14 protein-coding genes are annotated in these 15,336 nt (G+C 44.4%); 12 read left to right on the top strand and 2 right to left on the bottom strand.

Going from position 1 to position 15,336, the window contains the following annotated elements; all coding sequences use genetic code 11:
- Positions 1-162 precede the first annotated feature (162 nt).
- The 4 genes from T344_RS0118945 (at position 163) to speA (ending at position 6,662) form a co-directional block, all read left to right on the top strand.
- Positions 163-1,272, top strand: a complete 1,110-nt coding sequence (locus T344_RS0118945) for an aldo/keto reductase (protein ID WP_027629996.1) — start codon at positions 163-165, stop codon at positions 1,270-1,272.
- Between the two features lie 162 nt (positions 1,273-1,434).
- On the top strand, positions 1,435-2,685 hold the full coding sequence (locus tag T344_RS0118940; RefSeq protein ID WP_027629995.1) for a [Fe-Fe] hydrogenase large subunit C-terminal domain-containing protein: 1,251 nt from the start codon (positions 1,435-1,437) through the stop codon (positions 2,683-2,685).
- 584 nt (positions 2,686-3,269) lie between these two features.
- A complete protein-coding gene (locus T344_RS0118935; RefSeq protein ID WP_027629994.1) occupies positions 3,270-4,550 on the top strand; it encodes a LysM peptidoglycan-binding domain-containing protein in 1,281 nt (426 codons plus the stop codon).
- 192 nt (positions 4,551-4,742) lie between these two features.
- Entirely contained in the window at positions 4,743-6,662 is a 1,920-nt protein-coding gene (speA, locus tag T344_RS0118930; RefSeq protein ID WP_027629993.1) for a biosynthetic arginine decarboxylase, read from the top strand.
- A gap of 295 nt (positions 6,663-6,957) precedes the next feature.
- Here speA and T344_RS29985 read toward each other — a convergent pair whose 3' ends face one another.
- Complete coding sequence (locus tag T344_RS29985) at positions 6,958-8,697, bottom strand: DNRLRE domain-containing protein (protein ID WP_051572044.1); 1,740 nt, start codon at positions 8,695-8,697, stop codon at positions 6,958-6,960.
- Positions 8,698-8,921: 224 nt separating this feature from the next.
- On the opposite strand from T344_RS29985, the gene T344_RS0118920 reads away from it, so the two are divergent.
- The 8 genes from T344_RS0118920 (at position 8,922) to T344_RS28735 (ending at position 14,643) form a co-directional block, all read left to right on the top strand.
- Positions 8,922-9,479, top strand: coding sequence for a PadR family transcriptional regulator (locus T344_RS0118920; protein ID WP_027629992.1), 558 nt, complete (start codon positions 8,922-8,924; stop codon positions 9,477-9,479).
- A 29-nt stretch (positions 9,480-9,508) separates the two neighbouring features.
- Complete coding sequence (locus T344_RS0118915; RefSeq protein ID WP_027629991.1) at positions 9,509-10,237, top strand: 4Fe-4S binding protein; 729 nt, start codon at positions 9,509-9,511, stop codon at positions 10,235-10,237.
- A gap of 179 nt (positions 10,238-10,416) precedes the next feature.
- Entirely contained in the window at positions 10,417-10,653 is a 237-nt protein-coding gene (locus T344_RS0118910) for a hypothetical protein (RefSeq protein ID WP_027629990.1), read from the top strand.
- Between the two features lie 110 nt (positions 10,654-10,763).
- Positions 10,764-10,949 carry a hypothetical protein gene (locus tag T344_RS0118905; protein ID WP_027629989.1) on the top strand — a complete coding sequence of 62 codons (186 nt, stop codon included), beginning with the start codon at positions 10,764-10,766 and terminating at the stop codon, positions 10,947-10,949.
- 11 nt (positions 10,950-10,960) lie between these two features.
- Positions 10,961-11,068 carry a helix-turn-helix domain-containing protein gene (locus T344_RS30515; RefSeq protein WP_084331277.1) on the top strand — a complete coding sequence of 36 codons (108 nt, stop codon included), beginning with the start codon at positions 10,961-10,963 and terminating at the stop codon, positions 11,066-11,068.
- A 267-nt stretch (positions 11,069-11,335) separates the two neighbouring features.
- Positions 11,336-11,650, top strand: coding sequence for a hypothetical protein (locus T344_RS0118900; protein ID WP_027629988.1), 315 nt, complete (start codon positions 11,336-11,338; stop codon positions 11,648-11,650).
- 57 nt (positions 11,651-11,707) lie between these two features.
- Complete coding sequence (locus T344_RS28740) at positions 11,708-13,936, top strand: glycoside hydrolase family 95 protein (protein ID WP_051572043.1); 2,229 nt, start codon at positions 11,708-11,710, stop codon at positions 13,934-13,936.
- A gap of 98 nt (positions 13,937-14,034) precedes the next feature.
- Entirely contained in the window at positions 14,035-14,643 is a 609-nt protein-coding gene (locus T344_RS28735) for an SGNH/GDSL hydrolase family protein (RefSeq protein WP_051572040.1), read from the top strand.
- A 33-nt stretch (positions 14,644-14,676) separates the two neighbouring features.
- Here T344_RS28735 and T344_RS30510 read toward each other — a convergent pair whose 3' ends face one another.
- Positions 14,677-14,778: a helix-turn-helix domain-containing protein gene (locus tag T344_RS30510; protein ID WP_242842110.1), complete on the bottom strand. Its 102-nt coding sequence runs from the start codon at positions 14,776-14,778 to the stop codon at positions 14,677-14,679.
- Positions 14,779-15,336: the final 558 nt, after the last annotated feature.

Raw genomic sequence — 15,336 nt, 5'->3', positions numbered from 1 at the left:
AAACTAACCTGTGAATTTATGGCCGTGCGAAATATTCAAAGTATTTACCAATACTTTGAAAGCGCACATGGCCAATTAACCTCCTTTATTCGCCTTATAGCGGATGAGGGAGAGAGATTTCATTACAGTTTTGTGGCCGCTAAGCGGCTCATGGAGGTTAATATGGAAAAAAGGAAGTTTGGCAGGACCGGGCTGGAAACGTCAATTCTCGGGTTCGGCGGGTTTCATCTGCTGGAAATACCTGTAGCCGAAGCAAAGTATCTTCTCAACAGATATCTTGATGAGGGAGGAAACTACATAGAAACTGCCGCCAGTTATGGTGACGGTGAATCGGAGCGGAAGATTGGGCAGTCAGTGGCCCACCGGAGAAAGGAATTCATTCTGGCCACCAAGACGGGAGAGAGAACCAAAGCAAAATGTCTGGAATCACTTGACAGAAGTCTGAAGAATCTGAGAACCGACCATGTTGACCTTTTTATAATGCATGCAGTTGGTACAATGTCCGAACTGGACACCATCCTGGGGCCGGACGGAGCTCTTGAGGGAGCCCTTCAGGCAAAGCGTGAGGGAAAGATAAGGCATATCGGCATTTCAATGCACGGGCAGCCCGATGTATTGATCAGGGCTTTGAAAGAGTACGACTTTGATGCGGTCATGACTACCATAAACTATTATGACAGATTTAATTTCCCCGAGATTGAAGAGGTGCTGGTACCACTGGCACTTGAAAAGGAAACTGCAATCATACTTATGAAGCCGGTTGGAGACGGATTGCTCTGGAAATCGGCATTGCCGGCCTTCCGCTATGCATTTACCCAGCCCGCATCGGTAATTGTTGCAGGTATCAATAACAGGGAGATGCTTGAGAACGACCTGGAATTTGCCAAAAAGTTCGTTCCCATGTCAAAAGTCGAGATAGAGCAGCTTTATGCCAATGCCCCGGAGCTTGGAAACTATGTCTGCAGGCAGTGCGGAAAATGTGCCTGTCCCGAAGGGATACCAATTCAGGAAATTTTCAGATACGAAGGATATTTCGACAGACAGATGGCCGATGGAATTGTAACCAATGCTGCCGAATATTCCCTGAAGGAAAGACTCCGTTTCTGGTTCGGAAACAGGGAGCTGGCCATGGAACGCTATGGAGCGCTTGCCGTCAAAGCCCATAAGTGCAGCCGGTGCGGAAAATGTATTCCGGAATGTCCCTACGGCATTGATATTGTCAGAAAGTTATCCATTGCAGATTATAAGCTGGGCGGAAAAGACATATACTAACATTGGTTTAAAGAGGTTGCCGGCCTCGCACACTATCCAGGTATATTGGTTTTAATCTGATTTCGGTTTGTGTAAATAAATTAAGCCGGAAAGCAAATAAACTTACACCGGCAAAACCTGTTAAACCAATGTGAAATATATCTGAAGGAAATGGAGCTGACCATGCAAACTTTTAAGGATTTATATAACAGATTGGTAAAGGCAGCCGTTCAAAACAGGGTGGAGGAAGAAGTTGAAGAGATACGGAAGCAGGATTTTGATCCTCACCAGCTGGACTGCCTTTTGCATCCGAAGGATTACGGACCTGTGTGGCGCCTTGGGGATTGTGACTGCTGTGACGATGACGGGAAGAACTGTCCTACTAAATGCCTGTTTGACGCACTTGAAAAGGATGAGAAGGGAAATGTTTCGATTAATGTTGAGAAATGTGTAGGCTGTTCGGGCTGTGTGGACAGGTGCAAGGCTGAAAAACTTGTGGGGAGCAGGGATATACTCCCAACCCTGGATGCGGTCAACAATGCCCAGGGACCTGTATATGCAATGATAGCGCCGGCATTTACAAGCCAGTTCAGTGAAGAAGTCACGCCGGGCAAGCTGAGGAGCGCCTTTAAGCGTCTTGGTTTTGCAGGTATGCTGGAGGTGGCGCTGTTTGCCGATATTCTGACACTTAAGGAAGCGCTGGAGTTTGACCGGAACATACTTGACGAAAAGGATTTTCTCCTTACCAGCTGCTGCTGTCCCATGTGGATAGCTATGATAAGGCGGGTTTACAGCCAGTATGTTCCCCACGTTCCGGGTTCGGTATCGCCCATGATAGCCTGCGGGCGGTCCATAAAACTTCTGGAACCCAACGCAGTAACGGTATTTATCGGGCCCTGCATTGCAAAGAAGGCAGAAGCCCGCGAAAAGGATATAGCCGATGCGGTGGATTTCGTACTTACTTTTCAGGAGGTCCGGGATATATTTGAGGCGGCTGGTATTGATCCGGCCCGGCTGAAGGAGGATTCCAGGGATCATTCCTCAAAGGCGGGGAGGATATATGCCAGAACAGGCGGTGTAAGCGAAGCTGTCCAGACCACTGTAGAGAGACTCAATCCCCACAGGAAGATTTCTGTAAAAGCCAGGCAGGCCGACGGGATGCCTGCCTGTAAAGAACTGTTGGGAGCCCTTAAAGAGGGCCGGATAACTGAGAATTTCCTGGAGGGCATGGGCTGCGTGGGAGGTTGTGTCGGAGGTCCCAAGGCCATTCTGAACCGGGAGGACGGCAGGAAAAATGTCATGGCCTATGGCAGCCAGGCGTTATATTCCACCCCCATAGACAATCCATATGTCATAGACCTGCTGCACCGGCTTGGTTTTGATACAATTGAAAGCCTGCTGGAGCGCAGCGACATCTTTACAAGGGATTTCTGAACCCCCTAAAACTATAGCTGCCTCAGCTACTGTGAATTTACCCTATAAGACCTTAAATCATCCTTAGTCATTGTGCATGCCATCCCCTTATATTGCCATTATTGGTTATAGAGTGAAATAATCACAGTTTAAAGACATTAAAATTTAGTATTGCTTTACAGACAGATATATTAAGAATCAACTGGTAACGTGAGGACAACTTCATAAAATAAGATGCACGGTTAAAAACAATTACGCTAAATTGTCGACGAAAGTAAAGAGGTTTTGCCGGCAAAGCAGCAGGACGCTGCTTTGAGCTTCAAATCGAGACAGGATGTCGAGTTTGAGCGACGGCAAAATCGCTTTAAATGAGGCGATACAATTTTCGTAATTGTTTTGGGTGCACTCTTATTTTATGAAGTTAGTACGGAAGTTACCATTTGATATAAATAATTACATAGGTAAAGCAAAATCTCTTTAATTACCTTAAATCATTTTAATCACTTTTTCATGACCGTAACTCATTATGGTAAACCGGCATATATTGTAAGGGGATGCTGCACTTATTTGCAAATCCTTTAGAAAAAAAGGAAAGAGTGATTTATTTGAGAATACATGTTGTACGCCGCGGAGACAGTATCTATACCATTGCACGCAGATATAATGTCTCACCGCAAAAAATAATTTCCGACAATGAGCTTACAAATCCTGCGCAGCTGGTAATAGGACAAACTTTGGTCATACTTGAGGGAACCCGCAGGCATGTGGTGGCTCCCGGACAATCCCTGTATTCCATTGCTGCCATGTACAGAATCGGCGTGAATGAAATACTTCAGGCAAATCCTCAGATTACCAACCCTTCACAGATTGCAGCCGGTCAGACCATAGTTATCCCTCCCAGAACCATTAATTTCGGGAATATACAGGTAAACGGCTATACTTTCCCCAATATCAACCGGGACGTTCTCAGGAGAACCCTGCCCTATCTCACTTATTTAAGTATTTTCAGCTATCAGGTAAGAGCCGACGGCAGCATGAGGGGCATAGACGACGAACCCCTTATCAATGCGGCCAGGGCTGCCGGAGTGGCACCTTTGATGGTTATTACAAATCTGGGGGAAACGGGCGGTTTTAACAGTGATATCGCCCATGCAATACTGACCAGTGAGGAGGTTCAGAACACCCTTCTGGACAATGCCATCAGCAACATGCGGGACAAAAATTATTTCGGGCTGGATATAGATTTTGAGTACATTTATCCCGATGACAGAGAAAACTATAACAATTTTCTGAGAAAGGCCGTTAATACACTCAGGCCGCTTGGCTTTTCGGTTACTACGGCACTGGCGCCAAAAACCTCGGCCGGGCAGGTGGGCAAACTCTACGAAGCGCATGACTATCCCGTACACGGAGCCCTTGCGGACCATGTAATTATTATGACTTATGAATGGGGCTTTACCTATAGTGCTCCTATGGCGGTCTCCCCAATACCGGGTATCAGAAGAGTGCTTGATTATGCAGTTACTGCCATTCCAAGGGAAAAGATATTCATGGGCATGTCAAATTACGGCTATGACTGGACACTGCCATATCAGCCGGGAACTGCTGCCAGAACGGTGACAAATACCGGAGCTGTGGACCTTGCCAGAAGAAGGGGCGCCGAAATCCAGTACGATGAAGAATCCCAGGCTCCGTTTTTCTATTACTATGATGACAACGGAAGACAGCATGTTGTATGGTTTGAAGATGCGAGGAGCATACTTGCCAAGTTGTCTCTGGCAAACGAATTCAGACTGGGAGGGGTCAGTTATTGGACAATAATGAATTTCTTCCCGCAAAACTGGCTGGTTTTAAGCAATGTTTACAATATTCAGAAAGTTCTGTAAATATATAAAATTTACCTTTTGTTTATAGTTATTGACATTAGGTTTTGCATGTGTTATTGTCTGCTTTGAATAGTTTATAATTATTCATAACTTAAGTGGAAAGCCTTGGAAGCGCAAGGTTTGAATGAAAGAAATCCATCGTATTTATGCGCGGGTGGATTTATGGACTCTATTTAATGAAAGGAAGCGGATATGAACAAGGCAGAACTTTTAGGTAGATGGACCAAAGAAAAGTCTGAGGAGCTTTACGGTATAAAAAACTGGGGTAACGGATATTTTTCCATTTCAGATAATGGAGAGGTTCTTGTAAACCCATATAAGGAAAATGAATCGGCTGCAGTCAGCCTTATGAATATTATTTCAGGTGTGCGTGAACGTGGACTGGATATGCCTGTGTTATTGCGTTTCGAAAATTTATTGGACTCACAGATTTCTTTCCTGAACAATTCTTTCAGTGATGCAATGAAGAAGCTCAATTATAAGGGGGCTTACAGGGGAGTTTATCCTATAAAGGTCAATCAGCAGCAGCAGGTTGTGGAGGAAGTGACCAAATTCGGTCAGCGCTATCACCATGGCCTTGAGGTGGGAAGCAAGGCCGAGCTGGTTGCTGCACTGTCGGTTATAAAGGACAAGGAAGCCTGTCTGATCTGCAACGGTTACAAGGATGAAGAGTTTGTCGACCTGGGACTATATGCCGTCAAGATGGGCTTTAAATGCTTCTTTGTCATAGAAATTCCCGGTGAACTGGAAATTGTATTGGAGAGGTCAAAGGCCCTGGGTATAAAACCCAATATAGGCATAAGGATAAAGCTGTCTGCAAAGGCGGGCGGACATTGGACCGAATCGGGAGGAGACCGCAGCATATTCGGATTGAATATGTCACAGGTTATAGCAATGGTGGATGAGCTGAAAGAAAAGAACATGCTGGATTCACTCAAGCTTCTCCACTACCATCTGGGTTCACAGATACCCAATATCAGGGATATCCGTTCGGCCGTCCTTGAGGCTGCCCGTGTTTATGCAGAGCTTGTAAAAGAGGGTGCGCCCATGGGTTATCTGGATCTGGGCGGAGGGCTGGCAGTTGATTATGACGGCTCGAACACAAATTATACCTGCAGCCGTAACTATACTGTCGAAGAGTATTGCTCCGACATAGTCGAAGCTGTTATGACCACCCTGGACCTGACTGACATACCGCATCCCATAATTGTGACCGAGTCGGGAAGAACCACGGTTGCATATTATTCGGTGCTGCTGTTTAATGTCCTTGACGTGGAAAAGTTTGAGGAGCACGAAATACCTGATAAACTGGATGAAAATACTTCTGAGCAGATAAAGAACCTGTTTGATGTCAATAAAAATATTACACAGAAAAATATTCAGGAGTGTTACAATGATGCTCTTTACTACCGCGATGAAATTCGAGACATGTTCAAGCATGGCAGGCTGAGCCTCAGAGAACGTGCTTTCTCCGAGAAGATATTCTGGAACACCATAAACCAGATTGCAAAGGAAAAGCAGAAACTGAAAAATGCCCCGCCCGATCTGGAAGATATCGAAAGTGCAATAGCTGATATATACTATTGTAATTTTTCGGTGTTCCAATCAATTCCCGACAGTTGGGCAATAGACCAGCTGTTCCCCATCATGCCCCTTCACAGGCTGCTTGAATTGCCAAAACGCAATGCGGTCATTGCCGACATCACCTGCGACTGTGACGGAAAGATAGATCACTTCATTGATCTGCACGATGTCAGGAACACCTTGCCTCTGCATGATCTGAAACACAATGAGGATTACTACCTGGGTGTATTCCTGGTAGGTGCATACCAGGAGACACTGGGAGATCTTCACAATCTGTTCGGTGATACAAATGTAGTCAGCGTCAGGATAAATGGTGACGGAACCTATGATCTGGTCAAGGAAATTCATGGAGACAGTGTATCTGATGTTCTGTCCTATGTTGAATTTGACCCCAAGGATATGCTTGTCAGCTTCCGTGAAAAAGCTGAGGATGCTATCCGCAACGGTCTGATATGTGCCAGTGAAAGACCTGAAATCATGAGGGCGTATGATAACGGCCTTCGCGGCTATACCTATTATGAGAGGTAAGAGTAGAGCTTTTAAAATCAGAAAGCCCTGCTAAAAGGAAATGCCTAATAGTCTGTAACATCTAAAACGTATATTGTCCGGCAAGGAAAATTTTTCAGGACAGGGCGGAGGAGGGCGGAATAATCGCTTTATTCCAACCAAGTACTGCGAAGCAGTGCTTTTCGACAACGCAGTCCTGGGGGAATTTAACCGTCGGCAATGTATGAATTTATATGATACAGACTACTAGATTGCCGGTCAAACATAAGCGTGTTTTGCCGGCAATGTCAGGCATTTATTTGTTCTTAACGGTGCATTACTCCGTTCTTTTATCTGTTACCGCAGCATTATTATTTGACCACGAGAGTTCGCCGGCATCATAATGCGTAGGGCCGGCAGGAGTCTGTGCCGTAAGGACGATGTCGGCGCCATTGGGAAGTCCCTGCCAGGTGTTTTCGGCTATATTTGCATTTCCTCCGTCAACGAATATTCCGCATCTGGTGTCCGATATATTATTTCCGACAACTTCTCCCTGGGAGGATTCCAGCAGTTGGATACCGGTATCCAGAGATGAGATTCTGTTGTTTTTAATAATATAATTGTTTGCCCTTTCCTCAACGGTTGAAATTCCGGCAAGTAATTTAGCAGTTTCGGTTTTACCCGGCCCCGTCAGGGTACAGTTGAGAATTCTGGCTTCACTGGCCATAATCCTGATCAGCTCTGTCGGATAGTTGTGAGTACTGGTAATTGATATTCCATTCAAAGTCACAACGGGTACGGTAATGATTACCGGTATGGAGTCACTGGCCGCAATAATTTGCGGATCGTCCTCTCCGAGCAGTGTTACTCCCACCTTGGTAATATTTATTGTGCCCACGGTTTGAAAAGTTCCTTTAATATGAACGGTTCCGCCTGATTCCACCACTGACAGCGCCTGCTCAATTGTTCCGAACGGACGTGAACTGCTTCCGTCTCCGTTGGCAGCCCCGGCTTCTACATATATATTTTTAAGGGCCGACGAATCTTCAGATTTTACCTCGACGGCCGTATTCGGGGATGCTGAGGTTTTATCGGCGGATTTTTCTCCGGATTTTTCTGGAGCTTTAGCTGCCGACTTACCCGAAGATTTGTTCGGAAGGTTGAATTTCCAGACAAAAATCAGGGCGGTCGTGCCGTTTTCAGCTTCTTCGGATTTATTGCTCAAGGGCACAGGTTGAGCAGTATCACGATATCTTACCGTTAATTTGTCTCCGGCCTTTGCATTTATAACCGACATGCCTATATCCGTTAAATCCGACTCTAAATCCATACCATAAATACTTCCGGTAATTAAAGTGTCATTCTGAAATAGAGCAAATTGATCCTGGGACGGGTTGGCCACCGTGAACCATAATGCATAGGCACCGTCTTCTTCCACAGTTATGGAATCACTCCCGTCGATATAGGATACTCCCTGCATGAAGCCTTTTTCGTTGAGAGGAATATCGGCTTGAGGAACCACACCCTTAATTCCGGAACTGTAGCCATTGGAATTATCGGTCTCAGGGCCGTCGTAATCCAGAAATAGTTTTGGGAAATAGGGTTCCCAGCCTATTCTGCCGCTTCCGAACTCTACCAGGGATACGCCGTCCGGATTTGTCAATGCAATTCCGTGGTTCTCATATACGCCTCCCAACCAGTCGTTCACGAGCTGGGTTACATCAATTTGTACTGTTTTATTCAAGTCTTCCGAAGTTATTTTGAATTCCAACGGGGTTGCAACCATCCCGGGTTTTCTGTCATATGTAACGTAGTTAGCGTCAAAAGAGCCGGTCAATCTGTTGACAACTATTGAACTTTTATCTTCTTCTGTTTTTACCATAACGCTCAATTGCAGAATAGCACGGTCTACAGAATTTGTAGCTACTGTTGTAAAGTCGAATTTCAGTAAACTTGTGCAAGTTCCGAACAGTTCATCTTTACCTGCGTAAAGCAGAGGGTAGAAAGAAAAAATATTACTTGGCTGCGCCGACGAGATAAATGTGTTGTGGGCAGCGGTTAAAACTACAGGAGGCATTGATATTCCTTCCTTTCACAATAAAATAGTTTTATAGTTTATATACCTACATAACATATTATTTTATGAGCCGGAGTAATGTTACCATCTCAGCAAAAATTGACATATGTATATCAACTTGATATAATAAAACTAAATCAAGTTGATATAGTTTTATGTGCATTTCATTATTATTTTGTGGCCGCTATGCGGCTCAAAGCCATAACATGGCTTAGGAGGTCAATATGCCAAAAGAAAATACCACTGTTTATATTATTCTGGGATTGTTGAGCCATGAAGACTTGAGCGGTTATGATATAAAAAAGAGAATTGATCATCAGATAAGCTTTTTCTGGGATGTTGGATACGGGCAGATTTATCCCACACTTTCAAGGCTTGTAGCAGACCGGTTGGTTACCAAACGAACCAGCGAGAGTTCCGGGGGTCCCGAAAAAAACCTGTACTCCATAACTCACCAGGGCAGAGAGGTTTTGAAAGAGTGGCTGAAAACTCCTGTACAAAAGGAATATACCAAATATGAGATATTGGTGAAGCTCTTCTTCGGGCATGAGGTTTCCTTTGAGGAAAACAGGGAGAGGATAGAAGCATTTAAGGTCAGACAACTTGAGACACTCAAGCTGATGGACATGTTTAAGAGAAATTTGGAAGAGGTTATGGACAGGGAGGAGGAGCATCTTTTTTATTATCTGACGGTTTTATTTGGTGAAAAGATATTCCAGGCCTATGTCCAATGGGCTGATGAAGCTGTAAATCTGCTTGAGGCCAGATATCAAAAAGAATAGATTAAGAATCGTGATTGGAGGGTAAAACCATGAAACTGCAAAAGACCAGAAATGCGTTACTGTTAATTTCCCTGATACTGTTCCCTGTTACCATCAACTACCTGTCTCCCTATTTAATTGTCTCAGGAAGCTTTGAAGGTATAGCCTCCGGCAGCTTTTTGCTGTTTTCAAGCCTGTTTGTGACTTCATTGTTTTTCGGAAGGGCTTTTTGCGGCTGGATTTGTCCGGCAGGCAGTTTGCAGGATTGCTGTACTAAAGTAAATAATAAGCCCGTAAGTTCAAAAATCAATGTTATCAAATATATGATCTGGATTCCGTGGGTACTGTCAATAGCGGCAGGTTTTATAACCGCGGGAGGTATAAGCACCCTGGAACCGACTTATTTGACCGATTACGGCATTTCAGTCAATAATGTCTATGGTTATTTGATATATTTACCGGTTGCAGCATTCGTAATAATTATATCCTTTGTTTTGGGAAGACGTTCACACTGTCATGCTGTTTGCTGGATCGCACCCTTTGTTATAGCAGGAAGCAAAATAAAAAATAAATTTAAATATCCTTCTCTCCATTTGGAGGGTAGTGCTGATAAATGTATCGATTGCAAAATATGTGACAAAAATTGTCCGATGAGTCTCAGTGTAAGCAGTATGGTGAAGCAGGACAAGATGTACAATGACGAGTGCATACTCTGCGGTAATTGCAGCAATGTATGCAGCAGGAATGCCGTTTATTTCGGATTCCGCTCTTCGAAATGAAAGCTGTGAGACGCAGTATTCCTTCATATCGGCCCTCCCGTTGTAAAGAATTCTTAGAATTTGTACCATACTTAAACAAACGTAACTTGATTTTTAGTCATATATGCACTATCCTCATAAAGTAATGATATATAAAGTAATGATATATTGAAACATGGATAGAGGAGAGACTGCCCGATATGGTTTTAATTCGACGCAATGAGAAGGCTGTTTTAAGGCTGTGTTTTTATCTGTTACTGTCATTATTCACTTTTCTCCGGCAGCCTGTATATGCAGAAGCCGGCAGCAAAACAGTCCAGGTGAGTTATTTCTATATTTCTGCCTGTTCCTCCTGCCATGATACCGAAGAATATCTTGCAGGGGTGTCGGACGATGCTCTTCGGCTCTTAAAGAAAAGAACATTAATCTTCTCATAAATAAATACAATACTGCCGAGGGTGAGAATCTAAACCTTCTTGAAACCTATCTCAAGGAGTATGATGTACCCGAAAAGGAACTGCCGGATTTAAAGCCCGGAGCTCTCAAAGTGTCCGGAGTGGTTAAAAGTGACAGTAATGAAGCTTTCCAGCATTTCAGCAGTTTCAGGGCTTTAAGCACATTTGCCGTTGGCTTTGCAAACGGACTCACACCCTGCTCACTGTCAATGCTGTTGTTTTTCATTTCATTATTGCTTGCAAGGGATATCAACGCCATAAAAATGGGGGGCTTTTAACCGAGAAGACCATGTCTGTTGAAGATACATCCAGACTCGTAGGGTATAACAGTGCATATACCTTCCGGCGGGCCTTCAAGAGGGTAATGGGCGTTCTTCCTACCGAATACAGGGGTTGAGCCAAAGGGATGATACATTTTCTAATGAATTGTATCATCCCTGTTTTATTTGTATTTTCTCAATTAATCCCATTTAAGCCGTTTTATAATCAAATGTCACATCAAAAAAAGAACTGATTCTATCAATTTTTTCCGGACCGTTTTAAAATCACATTGTACTCATCCATATGGCCTGATTCACAGCAGCACCGGAAGTAAAAGAGTGTGTTTTTGCGGCAATATTCAAACATACGGAATAAATAATAAGAATTTTGGGAGGTCTAAAAAATGGCAGCATCAGATGCAGTAATTCAAAAAGGGAGGAAAGTTTTTAAACAGCCGGGTGCCGGAAGCAACCTGTCAAAACGTATATTAAAACATTGGCAGCTTTATCTTTTAATACTGCCATCACTTTTAAGCGTTGTTATATTCAAATATATACCCATGTATGGGGTTCAGATTGCATTCAGAGATTACCAGCCTGCCAAGGGCTTCATGGGAAGTCCTTGGGTCGGACTTAAATATTTTCAGGATTTCTTCAGCTCCTACCAGTTTTCCCGTTTGTTAATAAATACTCTTTCCATAAGTATATATTCATTTTAATTTCCTGGTAGATCAGGTAAATTTTATATATTATTAATTGGAAAAAGTGAGGAAGTTATGAACCTTAATTCTATCAGGGAAAATAATAAAAAATTAACGCTATGGTACAAGCAGCCTGCCGTCAAATGGCAGCAGGCACTGCCGCTGGGGAACGGGCACATGGGTGCTATGGTCCATGGGGGAATAAATACCGAACGGATTGAGCTTACAGAAAACACCTGTTATTCGGGGGAAGCCTCCGGGCGGAATAATCAGGAGGGCGCAGCACAAGCCGTACCCGAAATAAGAAAGGCCTTGTTCAAGCACGACTATAAAACGGCAGGTGAGCTGTGTGAAAAAATAACAGGCAGGAGATTAAACTATGGCACCAACCTGCCTTTTGGAAATCTGCTGATCGATTTTGAAAATTGCTCTGACGGAATATCCGGCTACAGCAGGGAATTGCAGCTGAATAATGCATTGTCGGTTGTAAATTACAAAGCAGGTGAAGTTCAATATTCAAGGGAGTTATTTGTTTCTCATCCCCGGAAGCTTGCCGTAATGCGTCTGTCCTCCTCTATCCCAGGAAAACTGTCCTTTACGGCGTCAATAGACGGTGCCGGGAATCCGTTTTCCATTCATGCCGAAGGCAGTGATCTCGTTTTAGATGGTAATGCATTTGAATACATCCATTCCGACGGAAAAACCGGGGTTGCCATTCATGGAAGATTGCGTGTTGTGGCAGAGGAGGGGATTTCAACTGTGGTCGAAAACTCCATAAGCGTGTCGGGGGCCGGCAGTGCCCTTATTCTTTTGGCCATAGGGACCGACTTTGCTGAAAAGGATATACGGAATGCATGTAAAGATAGGATTGATGCGGCTTCGGAAATAGCTTATGAAACATTAAAGGATGAACATATAAAGGATCACCGGAGCCTGTTCGGGAGAGTTGTACTGGAATTTGAAGGTGAATGCGGGCTCTGGGAGGATTCGGCGCTTCCGGCCCATCTGCAGGGTATCTGGAACGACAATGTGGCATGCAGCATGGGCTGGACCTGTGATATGCACCTGGATATCAATACGGAGATGAATTACTGGCCGTCCGAAGTAACAAACCTGTCGGAATGCAATGTGCCGCTGTTTAAGTGGATTGAGGAGAGACTTGTTCCCTCCGGACAGCGGACTGCCCAGGTCACGTACGGGTTGGAGGGCTGGACTGCGCATGTGGTGTCCAATGCATGGGGATATACAGCTCCGGGCTGGGCAGCTTCGTGGGGCATCAATGTCACAGGCGGGTTATGGGTGGCAACACACCTGTGGGAGCATTATTTATATACCGGTGACAGGGAATTTCTGTGCAATAGGCTGTATCCAGTCTATCGGGAGGCGGTGAAGTTCTTCCTGAAATACCTGGAAAAGGACCCCGGGAGCGGCTATTATTTGTCAGGGCCCTCCATGTCGCCCGAAAACTCCTTTGTGCATGACTGGAACAATCCGGTGGAATGCTCCAATTCAATGGGAACAGTATGTGACACCGTAATGATACGTGAGCTTTTCACTTCCTTCATATCAACCTGCCAGCTTCTGGGGATAAATGATGAACTGCTTGGAGAGACAAAAGAGAAGCTTGGTAAACTGCCTCCTTTCAAAATCGGTGCAAGGGGACAGCTGCAGGAGTGGTTCTATGATTATGACGAGCCCGATGCCCACCATAGACATACCTCCCATCTGCTCTCGGTCTATCCCTGCTGGCAGATCAGCCCCGAAACGACACCCGAGCTGGCGCAGGCCGCAAAGGTAAGCATCCGGAGACGTACCACTCCGGCATGGAGATGGGAGGACACCGGATGGGCGAGGGCTCTGCTGATACTGTACTCGGCAAGGCTTCTTGAGGCTGAGAACACCTATCGGCACATACTTGCCTTCCAGAGAGGGCTTACCAATGACAACCTGCTTTCCTTCTGCCCTCCGGGAGCCGGGGCCGAAACAGATGTATACGAGATGGACGGGACTACCGGGCTCTGCAGCGGAATAGCCGAAGCACTGCTCCAGAGCCATAACAACCTTATCAATATACTTCCCGCATTGCCTGAAAAGTGGGGCACGGGGTATGTAAAAGGACTCAGGGCCAGAGGCGGTTATACGGTGGGTATCGTCTGGAGGGACAACGAGCTTGAAAGTATTGAATTGGAAGCCCGGAAGGATACCGTCTGCACAATAAAATATAAAGACAGAAAAGTCGATATTCCCGTGGTTAAAGGAGAAAGATATCTGTTGGACAGAAGCTTAAAGGTTATACCGGGATGACTTGCGTATCATGCTTAATCCGGCGGGAAGTCAGATACTTCCCGCCGGGGATGTACTGTACAAATATACTGAAATGAGTACGAAAGGAGGAGAACATTATGCCGGTACTTGAAACATACGAATGGTGTGATTTCTGGTGGGAAAAGACCGACAAAAGGGATAAGCCGAGGGTTTTACTGATAGGTGACTCAATCACCAGGGCATACAGGCCCAAAGTGAACCAGCTGCTTAAGGAGGCTGCACATGTGGATATGCTTGCCATCTCCAGGGCTGTTGACAATCCATCATTGATGCAGGAAATAGGATATAACCTGTCCCAGGAGGACTTCAGGTATAAAGTTATACATTTTAATAACGGGATACATGGGCTGCACCTGTCCCACCGGGAATATCAAAGGGGCCTGGAGGAGACTGTGGCATATATAATCGAAAATTGCCCAAAAGCAAGGCTTATATTAGCCCTATCCACACCTGTCACCGTTGAAGGCAGAAAAGAGGTTATCAATACCGAACTGACCGATAAGCTGATTAACAGGAATAACGCCATAAAATTGACAGGAAATAAATATAAACTTCCTATAGATGACTTATATGCACCAATGCTCGGAAGGAGTGAGTACAGGGCTGAGGATGGCCTTCACTACAATGATGCGGGGGAAAGTGCCCAGGCGGATATGGTGTCCCGGAAGGTAATGGAATTTCTTTAATGTCAAAAGTCCCATGAAAAGAAAATTGTATTTTTATATTTTGGTTTCTTTATATTCCTTTGGAGTACAGCCTGTGATTTTTTTAAAAATATAGGAGAAATACTTGTAATCGCCATAACCAACCTTATCAGCCACTTCATAGGTTTTAGAGCCGGCCTCCTGTATCTCACTGGCTACTGTTCCGGTCGGTGAATTACCGGATTATTTATTAAAATTATGATTCATATAAAGATAATTTCCTGAATCCAGGATATCCTCAGGATGCAACAGGTTTATTCTGCAGGATTGCAGCAGGTAAAAACAGATTGCTCAGGCCGTCTGTTTTTGTGTCTTTAAAGAAGTACATTTTGATAATAGCTCTTGAAAATGAATTAAAAACCGGCATTTACACATAATAAAAAATAAATTTACAACTTTTTTGCATGAATTTAACAAATCTCAAGAAATATCGAGGAAAATTAAGAATCCTGGGTTATAATTATGTTTAAACAGAATATTTTTGATTTTTATTGATTTTTTCAGATATTTTTTGTATAATCACGCTTGTATTATTGACCGGCGGCAAGCCGGACGGCTTTTTACACCGCTGTATGTAAACGGTGCGGAGGCTGGCTGTTACAAGCCAACTGGAACAAATTCCATCAATATTTTGCGGCCGCTATGCGGCTCATGGAGGTTAGCTTGAAAGACTTC

The sequence above is a fragment of the Ruminiclostridium cellobioparum DSM 1351 = ATCC 15832 genome, from assembly GCF_000621505.1.
Classification (GTDB): Bacteria; Bacillota; Clostridia; order Acetivibrionales; family DSM-1351; genus Ruminiclostridium; species Ruminiclostridium cellobioparum.
Note: the sequence above shows the minus strand (reverse complement) of the source record. Positions and strands in the feature narration are given on the sequence as shown.